General features: G+C 61.4%; 15 protein-coding genes. All 15 read left to right on the top strand.

All coding sequences use genetic code 11. The annotated features are described in order from the left end of the window. Positions 1-127: 127 nt before the first annotated feature. The 15 genes from HX792_RS27785 to HX792_RS27710 all read left to right on the top strand — a co-directional run bounded on the left by HX792_RS27785 (position 128) and on the right by HX792_RS27710 (position 14,700). Positions 128-331: a cold-shock protein gene (locus HX792_RS27785; RefSeq protein WP_176999078.1), complete on the top strand. Its 204-nt coding sequence runs from the start codon at positions 128-130 to the stop codon at positions 329-331. Positions 332-469: 138 nt separating this feature from the next. After that, positions 470-2,584 carry a flagellar biosynthesis protein FlhA gene (gene flhA / locus HX792_RS27780; RefSeq protein ID WP_218172831.1) on the top strand — a complete coding sequence of 705 codons (2,115 nt, stop codon included), beginning with the start codon at positions 470-472 and terminating at the stop codon, positions 2,582-2,584. Positions 2,585-2,596: 12 nt separating this feature from the next. Next, the gene (gene flhF / locus HX792_RS30245; protein ID WP_178925710.1) at positions 2,597-3,913 is read left to right on the top strand and encodes a flagellar biosynthesis protein FlhF; all 1,317 of its coding nucleotides are present in this window, start codon (positions 2,597-2,599) and stop codon (positions 3,911-3,913) included. A 106-nt stretch (positions 3,914-4,019) separates the two neighbouring features. Then, positions 4,020-4,853 (top strand): flagellar synthesis regulator FleN, encoded by an 834-nt coding sequence (gene fleN, locus HX792_RS27765; RefSeq protein ID WP_003192912.1) that lies wholly within the window; start codon positions 4,020-4,022, stop codon positions 4,851-4,853. Continuing rightward, complete coding sequence (fliA, locus tag HX792_RS27760; protein ID WP_135292003.1) at positions 4,850-5,590, top strand: RNA polymerase sigma factor FliA; 741 nt, start codon at positions 4,850-4,852, stop codon at positions 5,588-5,590. Before fleN ends, fliA begins: the two co-directional genes overlap by 4 nt. A gap of 167 nt (positions 5,591-5,757) precedes the next feature. Next, positions 5,758-6,132: a chemotaxis response regulator CheY gene (locus HX792_RS27755; protein WP_005790040.1), complete on the top strand. Its 375-nt coding sequence runs from the start codon at positions 5,758-5,760 to the stop codon at positions 6,130-6,132. An 18-nt stretch (positions 6,133-6,150) separates the two neighbouring features. After that, positions 6,151-6,939, top strand: a complete 789-nt coding sequence (locus tag HX792_RS27750) for a protein phosphatase CheZ (RefSeq protein ID WP_176999075.1) — start codon at positions 6,151-6,153, stop codon at positions 6,937-6,939. A gap of 11 nt (positions 6,940-6,950) precedes the next feature. Beyond that, positions 6,951-9,155, top strand: coding sequence for a chemotaxis protein CheA (locus tag HX792_RS27745; protein WP_176999074.1), 2,205 nt, complete (start codon positions 6,951-6,953; stop codon positions 9,153-9,155). Positions 9,156-9,203: 48 nt separating this feature from the next. After that, positions 9,204-10,334 (top strand): chemotaxis response regulator protein-glutamate methylesterase, encoded by a 1,131-nt coding sequence (locus HX792_RS27740; protein WP_176999073.1) that lies wholly within the window; start codon positions 9,204-9,206, stop codon positions 10,332-10,334. Then, entirely contained in the window at positions 10,334-11,074 is a 741-nt protein-coding gene (locus tag HX792_RS27735; RefSeq protein ID WP_010208778.1) for a flagellar motor protein, read from the top strand. Before HX792_RS27740 ends, HX792_RS27735 begins: the two co-directional genes overlap by 1 nt. Positions 11,075-11,216: 142 nt before the next feature. After that, positions 11,217-12,104, top strand: coding sequence for a flagellar motor protein MotD (gene motD, locus HX792_RS27730; RefSeq protein ID WP_176999072.1), 888 nt, complete (start codon positions 11,217-11,219; stop codon positions 12,102-12,104). Positions 12,105-12,155: 51 nt separating this feature from the next. After that, entirely contained in the window at positions 12,156-12,944 is a 789-nt protein-coding gene (locus HX792_RS27725; RefSeq protein WP_016976611.1) for a ParA family protein, read from the top strand. Next, positions 12,944-13,744 (top strand): CheW domain-containing protein, encoded by an 801-nt coding sequence (locus HX792_RS27720; protein WP_176999071.1) that lies wholly within the window; start codon positions 12,944-12,946, stop codon positions 13,742-13,744. The genes HX792_RS27725 and HX792_RS27720 overlap by 1 nt, the downstream gene beginning before the upstream one ends. A gap of 80 nt (positions 13,745-13,824) precedes the next feature. Further along, positions 13,825-14,307 carry a chemotaxis protein CheW gene (locus tag HX792_RS27715; protein ID WP_010564003.1) on the top strand — a complete coding sequence of 161 codons (483 nt, stop codon included), beginning with the start codon at positions 13,825-13,827 and terminating at the stop codon, positions 14,305-14,307. Continuing rightward, on the top strand, positions 14,308-14,700 hold the full coding sequence (locus HX792_RS27710; protein ID WP_176999070.1) for a DUF2802 domain-containing protein: 393 nt from the start codon (positions 14,308-14,310) through the stop codon (positions 14,698-14,700). The last annotated feature ends 90 nt before the right edge of the window (positions 14,701-14,790 follow it).

Genomic DNA, 14,790 nt, shown 5'->3' with positions numbered 1-14,790 from the left:
CCCGCTCACTACAATTTACCGTTCGTCGTTGATGGGGGGCGACCTGTCAAGGTTGACAGTGGTCGTTGGCATGGCTTCGCGGTTTGATAGTGCTGCAAGTTCTTAAGCAGCTGTCGGGAGTAAGGCAATGGCGACGGGCACGGTCAAATGGTTCAACGCGGCAAAGGGCTTTGGGTTCATCACCTCGGACGATGATCAGAAAGACTTGTTCGTACACTATTCAGCCATTGAGTCCGACGGATTCAAGACGCTGGAAGAGAATCAAAAAGTTGAGTTCAGCGTTGTGGAAGGCCCCAAAGGCCCTCAAGCCGCGAAGGTCCATCCACGCTGACGGGTGAGCAAAGACGCCAGTCGTGTATTCCTCAAGCAAAAGTTGGAAGGCTTCTTGCAATACCGCCTGCAAGTCGCTTTTCGGCGTCAAAAGTTTGCTTCAAGGAAACGAGGAATACCGGTGGTGGATCGCTCTCAAATGCTCGGCACGGCCCGCAGCACCCTGACTGACCTGTCGCGAGGCAATCTGGGTGTGCCGTTGTTGTTGCTGGTGATGCTGGCAATGATGATGTTGCCGATGCCGCCGTTCCTGCTGGACGTGTTCTTCACCTTCAACATCGCGCTGTCGGTGGTGGTGCTGCTGGTCTGCGTATACGCCCTGCGGCCCTTGGATTTCGCGGTTTTCCCGACCATCCTGCTGGTGGCGACCCTGTTGCGCCTGGCGCTCAACGTGGCGTCTACGCGGGTGGTCATGCTGCACGGCCAGGACGGCCACGCCGCCGCCGGTAAGGTGATCCAGGCCTTCGGTGAGGTGGTGATCGGCGGCAACTACGTGGTCGGTATCGTGGTGTTCGCGATCCTCATGATCATCAACTTCGTCGTGGTCACCAAGGGTGCCGGGCGGATCTCCGAGGTGAGCGCGCGGTTTACCCTCGACGCCATGCCCGGCAAACAGATGGCCATCGACGCCGACCTCAACGCCGGCCTGATCGACCAGAACCAAGCCAAGGCTCGCCGTCTGGAAGTGGCCCAAGAGGCTGAGTTCTACGGTTCGATGGACGGTGCCAGCAAATTCGTGCGTGGTGACGCCATTGCGGGGCTGTTGATTCTGTTCATCAACCTGATCGGCGGCATGGCTGTCGGTATCTTCCAGCATGGCATGACCTTCGGCGATGCCGGCAAGGTGTACGCCTTGCTGACCATCGGTGACGGTTTAGTGGCGCAATTGCCATCACTGTTGTTATCTACAGCAGCGGCCATCATGGTGACCCGTGCTTCGGGCTCCGAAGACATGGGCAAGCAGATCAGCCGCCAGATGTTCGCCTCGCCCAAGGCGCTGGCCGTGGCGGCCGGTATCATGGCGATCATGGGCATCGTGCCGGGCATGCCTCACGTGTCGTTCCTCAGCATGGCAGCCATGGCCGCCGGCGGTGCTTACCTGTTCTGGCGCAAGCAAAACCAGGTCAAGGTGCTGGCCCAGCAGGAAATCGCTCGTCAGCAGGATTTGCTGCCTTCCCCGGCCCGCGCCCAGGAAACCAAGGAACTTGGCTGGGATGACGTGACCCCGATCGACATGATCGGCCTGGAAGTGGGCTACCGCCTGATTCCGCTGGTAGACCGCAACCAGGGCGGCCAACTGCTCGCGCGGATCAAGGGTGTGCGCAAGAAACTGTCGCAAGACCTGGGGTTCCTGATGCCCACTGTGCACATTCGCGACAACCTCGACCTGGCCCCGAGCGCCTACCGCCTGACCCTGATGGGGGTGATCCTCGCTGAAGCGGAGATCTACCCGGACCGCGAGTTGGCGATCAACCCCGGCCAGGTGTTTGGCTCGCTCAACGGCATAACCGCCAAAGATCCGGCTTTTGGCCTTGACGCGGTGTGGATCGAAGTCAGCCAGCGCAGCCAGGCCCAGTCCCTCGGTTACACCGTGGTAGACGCCAGTACCGTGGTCGCGACCCACCTCAACCAGATCCTCTACAAGCACTCCCACGAGCTGATCGGCCACGAAGAAGTCCAGCAATTGATGGGTTTGCTGGGCAAAGCCTCGCCAAAACTCGCCGAAGAACTGGTGCCGGGCGTGCTGTCGCTGTCGCAATTGCTCAAGGTGCTGCAGGCGCTGCTGGCCGAGCAAGTGCCGGTGCGCGACATCCGCAGCATTGCCGAGGCCATCGCCAACAATGCCGCCAAGAGTCAAGATACTGCCGCCCTGGTGGCCGCCGTGCGCGTCGGATTGTCGCGTGCAATCGTGCAAAGCATTGTAGGGATTGACTCCGAGCTGCCTGTGATCACCTTGGAACCAAGGTTGGAACAAATATTGCTCAATAGTATTCAGAAGGCAGGACAAGGCCAGGAAGAGGGCGTTCTGCTGGAGCCAAGCATGGCTGAGAAGCTGCAGCGTTCGTTGATCGAAGCCGCGCAGCGCCAGGAAATGGCAGGCCAGCCGATCATTCTGCTGGTGGCCGGCCCCGTCCGCGCGATGTTGTCGCGATTTGGGCGCCTGGCAGTACCGAATTTGCACGTTTTGGCTTATCAGGAAATTCCTGACAACAAGCAAGTGACTATCGTCGCGACAGTAGGGCCCAACGGCTGAGGGTAGTGGGTTATGCAAGTTAAGCGTTTTTTCGCCGCCGATATGCGTCAGGCCATGAAACTGGTTCGTGATGAATTGGGCGCCGACGCCGCGATTATCGGAAACCGCCGCATTGCCGGTGGTGTCGAGCTGACGGCTGCCCTGGATTACACCCCCCAGGCGCTGGCGCCGCGTGTGCCGAACATGGAACTCGAAGACGAGCTACGCAAGACCGCTTCGCGCATTGTGTCGGCCCAGGCTGAACTGAGCATGCGTGGCGACAGCGATGCCACCACCAATCGCCAACTGTTCGCCGGCCTGCCGCTGACCGCTGCCGAGCCGTTGGTAGAACCGACCTTCAAAGAACCACCGCGTCCTGCTGCGCCAGCCCCGGCCCCCGCAGTCGACCCGCGTGTGTTCGACTCGATGCGTTTTGAACTCAATGGCCTGCGTGAGCTGCTGGAAGTCCAGCTTGGTTCGCTGGCGTGGACCCAACTGCAAGGCAGCAAGCCGCAACAGGCCAACCTGTGGCGCCGCCTGCAACGTATCGGCTTGTCCGGCCCGTTGTCCCGCGACCTGCTGGCCCTTACCGCCGAAGTCGAAGAGCCTCGCCAGGCCTGGCGCATGTTGCTGGCCCACCTGGCACGCATGATCGTCACCCCGGAAATCGAGCCCCTGGAAGAGGGTGGTGTGATCGCCATGGTCGGCCCTGCCGGCATGGGCAAGACCACCACCCTGGCCAAACTGGCTGCGCGTTACGTGCTCAAGTACGGCGCGCAGAACATCGCGCTGGTGAGCATGGACAGCTACCGTATTGGTGCCCAGGAACAGCTCAAGACCCTGGGGCGTATCCTCAATGTGTCGGTGACCCACGTCGACCCGGGCCAGTCCCTGGCCAACGCCCTCGACCCCCTGCTGCGCAAGCGCGTGGTGTTGATCGATACCGCTGGCCTGCAAGCCAGCGACCCGGCGTTGCGCATGCAACTGGAAAGCCTGGCCGGGCGTGGCATCAAGTCGAAGAATTACCTGGTGCTTGCAACCACCAGCCAGAAACAGGTTCTTACCGCTGCGTATCACAGCTACAAGCGCTGCGGCCTGGCCGGTTGCATCCTGACTAAACTCGATGAAACGGCGAGTCTGGGCGAGGTGTTGAGCCTGGCCATCAGCCACGAATTGCCGGTTGCCTACCTGACCGACGGGCCGCGGATCCCGGATGATCTGCATCTGCCGCGCCGTCATCAGTTGGTCAGCCGTGCAGTCAGCGTGCAAATGCAAGAAGAGCCTAGCGAGGAAGCGATGGCCGACATGTTCGCTGACCTTTACCACAACCCGGCAAAACGGGTCGGTTGAGGGCAGCATGAACACCGTGAAATGTATCTACATCGATGGTCTGCAAGCGATTCACGCGGCCAAGCCATGTAGCCTGCGTCTAAGCAAGACAAGGTAAAGAAATAAAATGGGCAGCATGCATCCCGTACAGGTGATCGCGGTGACCGGCGGCAAAGGTGGCGTCGGGAAAACTAACGTGTCAGTGAATTTGTCCCTGGCCCTGGCAGAGCTTGGCCGTCGCGTCATGCTGCTGGATGCTGACCTGGGGTTGGCGAACGTCGACGTTCTGCTGGGGCTGACACCCAAACACACCCTCGCCGATGTGATCGAAGGCCGTTGTGAGCTGCGCGATGTGCTGCTCCAGGGCCCCGGTGGCATTCGGATCGTGCCGGCCGCCTCGGGCACCCAGAGCATGGTGCACCTGAGCCCGGCGCAGCATGCCGGCCTGATCCAGGCCTTCAGTGATATCGGCGACAACCTCGACGTGCTGGTGATCGACACCGCTGCCGGGATCGGCGAGTCCGTGGTCAGCTTCGTGCGCGCGGCGCAAGAAGTGCTGCTGGTGGTCTGCGATGAACCCACCTCGATCACCGACGCCTACGCCTTGATCAAACTGCTTAACCGTGACTACGGCATGAACCGCTTCCGCGTGCTGGCCAACATGGCCCAAAGCCCGCAGGAAGGGCGAAACCTGTTCGCCAAATTGACCAAGGTCACGGATCGCTTCCTCGATGTCGCCTTACAATACGTCGGCGCAGTTCCTTATGACGAGTGTGTGCGCAAGGCCGTGCAAAAGCAGCGTGCGGTCTATGAAGCGTTCCCTCGTTCGAAGTGCGCACTGGCGTTCAAGGCCATTGCCCAGAAGGTCGATACCTGGCCGTTGCCCGCCAACCCGCGGGGGCATCTGGAGTTTTTCGTCGAGCGATTGGTGCATCAGACGAGCGCAGGACCCGTGCTATGACAGCGACTGGCTACAACGCGTACAAGAAGTCTGCCCGTGACAGCCAGGGCGAGTTGATCGAGCGCTACGCGCCGTTGGTCAAGCGTATCGCCTATCACCTGCTGGCACGCCTGCCGGCCAGCGTCCAGGTCGAAGACCTGATCCAGGCCGGCATGATCGGCCTGCTCGAAGTGTCGACCAAATACGACGCGAGCAAGGGTGCGAGTTTTGAGACGTATGCGGGTATCCGCATTCGTGGCGCAATGCTTGATGAAGTGCGCAAAGGCGATTGGGCACCGCGTTCGGTGCACCGCAATACGCGCATGGTCAGTGATGCAATTCGCGCAATTGAAGCAAAAACCGGTCGTGACGCTAAAGATCATGAAGTTGCGGCCGAACTCCAATTGAGTCTCGATGATTACTACGGGATTTTGAACGATACCTTGGGCAGCCGCCTGTTCAGTTTCGACGACCTGTTGCAGGACGGCGAACACGAAGGGCTGCACGAGGACGGCGCGAGTGCACATCTCGAGCCGTCGCGTGACCTGGAAGACGAACGCTTCCAGGGCGCGTTGGCGGACGCGATCGCCAATTTGCCGGAGCGTGAGCGACTGGTGTTGGCGCTGTACTACGACGAAGAGCTGAACCTCAAGGAAATCGGTGAGGTCCTGGGGGTCAGCGAGTCGCGTGTCAGCCAGCTGCATAGCCAGTGCGCAGCCCGCTTGCGGGGGCGATTGGGAGAGTGGCGAGCGCGCTGACAGGCAGTGTGGGGACACTGCAGACGCTACCGTGAAAGCCCACGCTTTCGCGGGTTCGTACCGTGGTGCCCTGGGCAGTCCTTTTTGTGTAACGCCTGTTGATTGAAATGGCGCGTCCAGGTGCTGGGCGCGTTTAAGACTGCTTGGAGGTCGAATTGGACAAGAACATGAAAATCCTCATCGTTGATGACTTCTCAACGATGCGGCGGATCATAAAAAACCTGTTGCGTGACCTTGGGTTCACAAACACGGTCGAGGCGGATGACGGCATTACGGCGATTCCGATCCTCAACAGCGGGAGCATCGACTTTCTGGTAACCGACTGGAACATGCCGGGCATGACCGGTATCGATTTGCTGCGCCACGTGCGTGCTGATGAAAAACTGCGCAGCCTGCCTGTGCTGATGGTGACCGCCGAAGCCAAGCGTGAGCAGATCATCGAAGCCGCCCAAGCCGGGGTAAACGGTTACGTGGTCAAGCCATTCACTGCGCTGGCCTTGAAAGAGAAGATCGAGAAAATCTTCGAACGCATCGGTCATTGATGCTGCCACGGGGGAGCTATGGAGCATAAAGAAACGTCACAGGGAGACTTCGAGTCGACCCTGAAAAAGCATGCTCACCAGTTGGTCGACAGCCTTGAAAAAGGCCAGTTTGGCGACGCGGTGCAGTTAATCCATGAGCTCAACCAGACCCGTGACCGCGGCCTGTACCAGGAAGTGGGCAAGCTCACGCGCGAGCTGCACAGTGCGATCGTCAATTTCCAGATTGACCCGCACATGCCCCAGGCCGAAGAGATTTCGCAAATCACCGATGCCACCGAACGCCTGTCCTACGTGGTCAGGCTGACTGAGGCGGCGGCCAACCGCACCATGGACCTGGTGGAGAACGCCACGCCCCTGGTCAATGGAATGGCCAATGAAGCCCAGGCCCTCAGCGTTGACTGGGGCCGCTTCATGCGTCGGGAAGTGGGCGCGGAAGAGTTTCGTGAATTGGCGCGTCGGGTCGACGGCTTTTTGTCGCGCAGCGAGCAGGAAAACCGCACGGTTTCCAGCAACCTCAACGACATTCTGCTGGCCCAGGATTACCAGGACCTCACCGGCCAGGTGATCAAGCGTGTGACCCAATTGGTCACCGAAGTGGAAAGCAACTTGCTCAAATTGGTGCTTATGGCAGGCCAGGTTGACCGCTTTGCCGGTATCGAACATGACCGCGCAGCGATCCTCTCGGAAAAAGATCCACAAAAACATCTCGCCAAGGGTGAAGGTCCGCAGATTCATGCCGATAAACGTGAAGACGTTGTATCGGGTCAGGATGATGTTGATGACCTGTTATCCAGTTTAGGCTTCTAAGGAGCACCCACATGAGCTTCGGCGCCGATGAAGAAATCCTTCAGGATTTCCTTGTAGAGGCCGGCGAAATTTTAGAGCAACTGTCCGAACAACTGGTCGAGCTGGAAAGCCGACCGGATGATGCGAACCTGCTCAATGCAATTTTTCGCGGTTTTCACACTGTAAAAGGGGGCGCCGGCTTCCTCCAGCTCCATGAGCTGGTGGAGTGCTGCCACATCGCCGAGAACGTGTTCGACATCCTGCGCAAGGGTGAGCGTCACGTTGACTCGGAATTGATGGACGTGATTCTCGAAGCACTGGATGCGGTCAACGGCATGTTCAGCGAAGTGCGCGACCGTGCACCGATCACTGCCGCCACTCCGGAACTGCTGGCCGCCCTGGCGCGCCTGGCAGAACCTGCCGACACCTCGGCCGCACCCGTTGCGGCTGCGGCGCCCGAGCCTGTAGTGGAAGCCGAGCCGGACGTGACGGACAGCGAGTTCGAACAGCTGCTCAACTCCCTCAGTGCCGTCAAAGCCGAGGCTGAGGCCCCGGCGGCTGCGGCGGCTGAAGTCGCGGCACCGACCAGCGAAGACATCACCGACGCAGAGTTCGAGTCACTGCTCGACCAATTGCATGGCAAAGGTCAGTTCGCGGCTGACGCCGTGGCGCCTGCCGCCGCGCCAGAAGCGCCGGCGGCCTCCGCCAACACCGACATTACCGACGACGAATTCGAAGCGTTGCTCGACCAACTGCACGGCAAGGGCACCTTTGTGGCCGACGCCTTGCCGGAAGTCGCTGCAACCGCCGCCGCGCCTGCCGCCAGTGCCGCGCCGGCCGATGACGGGCTGATTTCCGATCACGAGTTCGAGTCCCTGCTGGACGAATTGCACGGCAAAGGCAAGTTCTCCGAAGTGGCCCCGGCCGCTGCGGTAGCAACGGCCGCACCGGTAGCTGCCAAAGCCGCCGCGCCTGCTGCTAAGCCCGCTCCGGCCCCTGCGGCCACTGCTGCACCTGCGCCTGCACGGACGGCTGCCGCGCCGGTGGCCGACAAGCCGGCCAGTGAAGCCGAAACCACCGTACGGGTTGATACCGCACGCCTGGACGACATCATGAACATGGTCGGCGAGCTGGTGCTGGTGCGTAATCGCCTGGTGCGCCTGGGCCTTAGCAGCGGTGATGAAGCCATGCAAAAGGCCGTGTCGAACCTCGACGTAGTGACCGCCGACCTGCAGACCGCCGTGATGAAAACGCGGATGCAGCCGATCAAGAAAGTCTTCGGCCGCTTCCCGCGCCTGGTTCGCGACCTGGCACGCCAGCTCAAGAAAGAGATCAACCTGGAACTGGTGGGTGAAGAAACCGACCTCGACAAAAACCTGGTCGAGGCCCTGGCCGACCCGCTGGTCCACTTGGTGCGCAACGCTGTCGACCACGGCGTGGAAACTCCGGAAGAACGCGAAGCGTCGGGCAAGTCGCGCAACGGCAAGGTGATCCTGGCCGCCGAGCAGGAAGGCGACCACATCCTGTTGTCGATCACCGATGACGGCAAAGGCATGGACCCGGCGATCCTGCGCAATATCGCGGTCAAGCGTGGCGTGATGGACAAGGATGCCGCCGACCGCCTGACCGACACCGAGTGCTACAACCTGATCTTCGCCCCGGGCTTCTCGACCAAGACCGAGATCTCCGACGTGTCCGGCCGTGGCGTGGGCATGGACGTGGTGAAGACCAAGATCAGCCAGCTCAACGGCTCGATCAACATTTACTCGACCAAAGGCCAGGGCTCGAAGATTGTGATCAAGGTGCCGTTGACCTTGGCGATCATGCCGACCCTGATGGTGATGCTGGGCAACCAGGCGTTCGCCTTCCCGCTGGTCAACGTCAACGAGATCTTCCACCTCGACCTGTCGCGCACCAACGTGGTGGACGGCCAGGAAGTGGTGATCGTGCGCGACAAGGCGTTGCCACTGTTCTACCTCAAGCGCTGGCTGGTGGCATCGGCCAAGCATGAAGAGCAGCGCGAAGGCCATGTGGTGATTCTCTCCGTGGGCACCCAGCGTATCGGCTTTGTGGTCGATCAACTGGTCGGCCAGGAAGAAGTGGTCATCAAGCCTTTGGGCAAAATGCTGCAGGGGACCCCGGGCATGTCGGGTGCGACCATCACCGGTGACGGCCGGATCGCGCTGATTCTCGATGTTCCGAGCATGCTCAAGCGTTACGCCGCTCGGCGTATTTGATTCTGGTGGGGCAGGGCGGTATTGCCCGCCCCGCCTAACGGAGTGTTTATGGCAGTCAAGGTCCTGGTGGTGGACGATTCGGGTTTCTTCCGCCGCCGCGTCTCGGAAATTCTTTCCGCCGATCCAACGATCCAGGTGGTCGGCACGGCCACCAACGGCAAAGAGGCGATTGATCAAGCCATTGCGTTGAAGCCGGACGTGATCACCATGGACTACGAGATGCCGATGATGGATGGCATCACCGCAGTCCGGCACATCATGCAACGCTGCCCGACCCCGGTGTTGATGTTCTCCTCGCTGACCCACGAAGGCGCCCGGGTGACCCTGGATGCGCTGGACGCCGGCGCGGTGGACTTCCTGCCGAAGAACTTCGAAGACATCTCGCGCAACCCCGAGAAGGTCAAGCAGATGCTGTGCGAGAAGGTGCACAGCATTTCCCGCAGTAACCGTCGCAGCCTGTTCAGCACCCCCGCGCCTGCGCCAACCCCGGCTCCCGCAGCGGCCCCGACCAGCGCGTTCGGGCGTCCTGCGCCGGCACCGGTTGCGCGTCCTGTGGCACCTGCACCGGTGCGGGCTGCTGCGCCGGCTGCCGCTCATTCGCCTGCCCCCAAGCGTAAAGCCTACAAACTGGTGGCCATCGGCACGTCCACGGGCGGCCCGGTTGCCCTGCAACGTGTGCTGACCCAGTTGCCGGCCAACTTTCCGGCGCCGATCGTGCTGGTGCAACACATGCCGGCCGCGTTCACCAAGGCCTTCGCCGAGCGCCTGGACAAGCTGTGCCGCATCAGCGTCAAGGAAGCCGAGGATGGCGACATCCTGCGTCCTGGCCTGGCGCTGCTGGCCCCGGGTGGCAAGCAGATGATGGTGGACGGCCGTGGCGCGATCAAAATCCTGCCGGGCGATGAGCGCCTCAACTACAAGCCTTGCGTGGATATCACCTTCGGTTCGGCAGCCAAGTCCTACGGCGACAAAGTTCTGGCGGTGGTGCTCACCGGCATGGGCGCCGACGGCCGTGAAGGCGCACGCCTGCTCAAGCAGGGCGGCAGCGCCATCTGGGCCCAGGACGAAGCCAGCTGTGTGATCTATGGCATGCCCATGGCCATCGTCAAGGCTGACCTGGCCGATGCGGTCTACAGCCTGGACGACATCGGCAAGCATCTGGTGGAGGCCTGCCTCTGATGGATGTGTTGAGCCTGATCGGCATCATCATGGCGTTTGTCGCGATCATCGGCGGCAACTACCTCGAAGGTGGCCACCTCGGCGCCTTGGCCAACGGCCCGGCCGCGCTGATCGTGATCGGCGGCACCGTGGGCGCGGCACTGTTGCAATCGCCCCTGAGCTCGTTCAAGCGCGCCATGCAGATCTTGGTGTGGATCATCTTCCCGCCACGTGTGGACCTGCCAGGCGGCATCGACCGTGTGGTCAACTGGAGCCTCACCGCGCGCAAGGAAGGCCTGCTGGGCCTGGAAGGCGTGGCCGATGCGGAGCCCGACAGCTACGCGCGCAAAGGCCTGCAGTTGCTGGTCGACGGCGCCGAACCGGAAGCGATCCGCAGCATCCTGGAAGTGGATTTCTACACCCAGGAAAGCCGCGACATCAACGCCGCCAAGGTCTTTGAAAGCATGGGCGGCTACGCGCCGACCATCGGCATCATCGGTGCGGTGATGGGCCTGATCCACGTGATGGGCAACCTCGCCGACCCTTCGCAGCTGGGCAGCGGCATTGCCGTGGCGTTTGTCGCCACCATCTACGGTGTGGCCAGTGCCAACCTGGTGTTGTTGCCGGTGGCGAGCAAACTCAAGTCGATTGCCATGCGCCAGTCGCGTTATCGCGAGATGTTGCTGGAAGGTATTTTGTCGATTGCCGAGGGCGAGAACCCGCGCTCCATCGAATTGAAGCTTCAGGGCTTCATGGATTGATGAACATGCACCCTGTAGGAGCCGGCTTGCCGGCGAAAGTCGTCAACGATGACGCGGGTTGCCGGGCACCCTGCTGTGTGCTCGGGTTTTTCGCCGGCAAGCCGGCTCCTACAGGGGATTTGTGTTGCCGGGGGAGGTGCCTGTGAGCCGTCGCCGTCGCGAACCTGAAGAACACGTCAACCACGAGCGGTGGCTGGTGTCCTATGCGGACTTCATCACCTTGCTGTTCGCGTTTTTTGTGGTGATGTATTCCATTTCGTCGATCAACGAAGGCAAGTACAAAGTCATTTCCCAGGCGCTGATCGGTGTGTTCAACGATGCTGACCGCGCCCTCAAGCCGATCCCCATTGGTGAAGAGCGGCCCAAGACCGTGACCCCGGCCAAGCCGCTGGTCAACGACAGCGACGAAACCGCAGCCGGCGTGGGGGGCACCAGCGACCCGCTGAAAAGCATCGCCGATGACATCAGCGCCGCCTTTGGCGACCTGATCAGCTCCAACCAGATGACCGTGCGCGGCAATGAGTTGTGGGTCGAGATCGAGCTCAATTCCAGCCTGCTGTTCGCCAGTGCCGACGCGATGCCCAGCGACCAGGCGTTCACTATCATCGACAAGGTGGCGGCGATCCTCAAGCCGTTCGAAAACCCGATCCATGTGGAAGGCTTTACCGACAATTTCCCCATCAGCACCGCGCAGTACCCGACCAACTGGGAGCTGTCTTCGGCGCGTGCGGCAAGCATCGTGCGCATGCTCGCGATGCAGGGGGTGAACCCCGGGCGCCTGGCGTCGGTGGGCTACGGTGAGTTTCAGCCAGTGGCCAATAACGCCACGGCCGAGGGCCGCGCGAAGAACCGCCGCGTGGTGCTGGTGGTGTCGCGCAACCTCGATGTGCGCCGCAGCCTGACGGGCACGGGGACGGCAAATGCGACACCGGATGCGGCGTTGAAGCGGGCTGGCACACAAACTGCACCGGCCCCTGCAAAGCCGCCGGTTCGTTCGGGCAACGTCAATTCTCCGTCACCGGCTCAATAACCCTATGCAATGTCTCGGTCGCGCCTGTGCCCACCGGGAGGAACCAACCGAATGAGAGTCTGGGCAGTTGCCAATCAAAAAGGTGGGGTCGGCAAGACCACCACCTCCATCGCCTTAGCCGGCTTGCTGGCCGAGGCGGGCAAGCGTGTGGTTGTGGTCGACCTGGACCCCCACGGCTCCATGACCAGCTATTTCGGCTACGACCCGGATGCGCTGGAACACAGCAATTACGACCTGTTCCTGCACAAAGGAAGCGTACCGGCCGACTTGCCGGGGCAATTGCTGCTGCCCACCAGCAACGAAAGCATTTCCCTGCTGCCGTCCAGCACCGCCCTGGCCACCCTTGAGCGCCAGTCGCCCGGGCAGAGCGGCCTGGGCCTGGTGATCGCCAAGACCCTGGCGCAACTGTGGCAGGACTTCGACTACGCAATCATCGACAGCCCACCGTTGCTGGGCGTGCTGATGGTCAACGCCTTGGCAGCGAGCCAGCAGTTGGTGATTCCGGTGCAGACCGAGCACCTGGCCGTCAAAGGCCTGGAACGCATGGTCAGCACCCTGGCGATGATCAACCGCTCGCGCAAGCAGGCGCTGCCATTCAGCATCGTGCCGACCTTGTTCGACCGCCGCACCCAGGCGTCCCTCGGTACGCTGCGCGTGTTGCGCGATGCCTACCCGGACACCATCTGGAACGGCTACATCCCGGTGGACACGCGCCTGCGTGACGCCAGCCGCGCAGGCCTCGCGCCGTCGCAGTTCGACCCGAAAAGCCGTGGCGTGCTGGCCTATCGCGCGTTGCTCAAGCATCTGCTGTCCCAGCAGCTTGTGGCGCAGGTGGCGTGATGAACCGTCCCGTCGAACTCAAGACCCGGCCGCAACTGGCACTGGAGTCCTACCTGGACGCCTTGCTGCAGGACGCGACCGCTGAAGAATTGCCCGAGCCGATCCTGGTGCTGGAGCCGGCCGTCGAACCAGAAAGCACGTTGGATGAATTCCAGCTGGCGGTGCTGGAAGAACAAGCGCGTGATGCCCAAGTGGTTGTCGCGCCGGTTGTGGTGCCGATCGTCCCCGTGGTGGTGGCGACTGTAGCGCCCGTGGTGGTCGAGCCCGTGGTCGAGGTGCACCTGCCGCCGAGCATCACGCCGCCACCGGTGACGGGCGACGACCGACCCTCCTGGGCCGCTGAGCCTTTCGAATGCCTGCTGTTCGATGTCGCAGGCCTGACCCTGGCCGTGCCGCTGGTGTGCCTGGGTTCGATCTATTCTCTGGAAGGCCAGGAGCTGACACCGCTGTTTGGGCAACCGGAGTGGTTCCTCGGCATCCTGCCGAGCCAGGCGGGCAACTTGAAAGTCCTCGATACCGCGCGCTGGGTGATGCCCGACCGCTACCGTGATGACTTCCGCCAGGGCTTGCAGTACGTGATCTCGGTGCAGGGCTACGAGTGGGGGCTGGCGGTTCATCAAGTCAGCCGCTCGTTGCGCCTGGACCCGAACGAAATCAAATGGCGCAGCCACCGGGGCCAACGGCCTTGGCTGGCAGGCACAGTGATCGAACACATGTGCGCGTTGCTCGACGTCGCCGAGCTGGCCGAGCTGATCGCCAGCGGCGCCGTCAAATCGATGCCACTGAACAAACACAGTTGATTGAACAATAAGGGTCGCATGCGAATGCGGCCAATGAAGCACACACGCCGTGTCATGCGGCATTTGAAGGGGTCAGGGGTATGAATAAATCAGCGTCCGCACAAGGTTTGGATGATCCGATCCTGCAATGGGTGACCTTCAAACTGGACAACGAGTCCTACGGCATCAACGTGATGCGCGTGCAGGAAGTGCTGCGCTACACCGAGATCGCGCCGGTACCGGGTGCGCCAAGCTATGTGCTGGGCATCATCAACCTGCGTGGCAACGTGGTGACGGTGATCGACACCCGCCAGCGCTTTGGCCTGGTGCCGACTGAAGTCAACGACAACACCCGTATCGTCATCATCGAAGCCGACAAGCAAGTGGTCGGGATCATGGTCGACAGCGTGGCTGAAGTGGTTTACCTGCGCCAATCGGAAGTGGAAACCGCGCCGAACGTGGGTAATGAAGAATCCGCCAAGTTTATCCAGGGCGTGTGCAACAAGAACGGCGAGCTGCTGATTCTGGTTGAGCTGGACAAGATGATGAGCGAAGAAGAATGGTCGGAACTGGAGAGCATCTGATTGTTCCTTGAGGCGGCGGTGATCGTCCTGGCCCTGTTGTGGGCCGGGACGCTGGCATTTGTGCTGCGCTATGTGCGTCAGCAGCGGGAATTGGCTTTGCAGCAGGCCGAGCGTGATGCCGTGCGGGACCGACGCCTGGTGGAGTTGGCCAAGCGGGTTGATCACTTCCAGCAGAGTGCGGTGAAGGTCGGGGACGAGGTGCACGAGTTGCGCGCGATCCTGGGGCCGTTGCCGGATAAGTTGGCGCAGATTGAACAGCGTGATCCGTCCAGCCTTTCGTTTGCGCAGGCGGCGAAATTGGTGGGGATGGGGGCGACGGTGGATGAGTTGACGCAGTCTTGTGGGTTGACTCAGGCTGAGGCGCAGCTGATGAGTAAGCTTCACAAGAGCTGACCGAGTACATATCCGTTATTTGGGTAACGGCCGCCTATGGTTCCGCTCTTACAGCGGCTCACTTTTGAAGAGCGCAAAAGTAAGCAAAAC

Source organism: Pseudomonas sp. B6002 (genome assembly GCF_013385985.1).
GTDB lineage: Bacteria > Pseudomonadota > Gammaproteobacteria > Pseudomonadales > Pseudomonadaceae > Aquipseudomonas.
The sequence above is the reverse complement of the archived record's forward strand: the minus strand, read 5'-3'. Positions and strand labels throughout refer to the sequence as shown.

What these genes read in the sequence shown, in the direction of transcription:
- HX792_RS27720 (WP_176999071.1), top strand. Translation starts at nt 12,944, where the DNA reads ATGAACCGTCCCGTCGAACTCAAGACCCGGCCGCAACTGGCACTGGAG.
- HX792_RS27750 (WP_176999075.1), top strand. Translation starts at nt 6,151, where the DNA reads ATGGAGCATAAAGAAACGTCACAGGGAGACTTCGAGTCGACCCTGAAA.
- HX792_RS27745 (WP_176999074.1), top strand. Translation starts at nt 6,951, where the DNA reads ATGAGCTTCGGCGCCGATGAAGAAATCCTTCAGGATTTCCTTGTAGAG.
- HX792_RS27755 (WP_005790040.1), top strand. Translation starts at nt 5,758, where the DNA reads ATGAAAATCCTCATCGTTGATGACTTCTCAACGATGCGGCGGATCATA.
- HX792_RS27740 (WP_176999073.1), top strand. Translation starts at nt 9,204, where the DNA reads ATGGCAGTCAAGGTCCTGGTGGTGGACGATTCGGGTTTCTTCCGCCGC.
- fleN (WP_003192912.1), top strand. Translation starts at nt 4,020, where the DNA reads ATGGGCAGCATGCATCCCGTACAGGTGATCGCGGTGACCGGCGGCAAA.
- HX792_RS27715 (WP_010564003.1), top strand. Translation starts at nt 13,825, where the DNA reads ATGAATAAATCAGCGTCCGCACAAGGTTTGGATGATCCGATCCTGCAA.
- HX792_RS27725 (WP_016976611.1), top strand. Translation starts at nt 12,156, where the DNA reads ATGAGAGTCTGGGCAGTTGCCAATCAAAAAGGTGGGGTCGGCAAGACC.
- HX792_RS27785 (WP_176999078.1), top strand. Translation starts at nt 128, where the DNA reads ATGGCGACGGGCACGGTCAAATGGTTCAACGCGGCAAAGGGCTTTGGG.
- flhA (WP_218172831.1), top strand. Translation starts at nt 470, where the DNA reads ATGCTCGGCACGGCCCGCAGCACCCTGACTGACCTGTCGCGAGGCAAT.
- flhF (WP_178925710.1), top strand. Translation starts at nt 2,597, where the DNA reads ATGCAAGTTAAGCGTTTTTTCGCCGCCGATATGCGTCAGGCCATGAAA.
- fliA (WP_135292003.1), top strand. Translation starts at nt 4,850, where the DNA reads ATGACAGCGACTGGCTACAACGCGTACAAGAAGTCTGCCCGTGACAGC.
- HX792_RS27735 (WP_010208778.1), top strand. Translation starts at nt 10,334, where the DNA reads ATGGATGTGTTGAGCCTGATCGGCATCATCATGGCGTTTGTCGCGATC.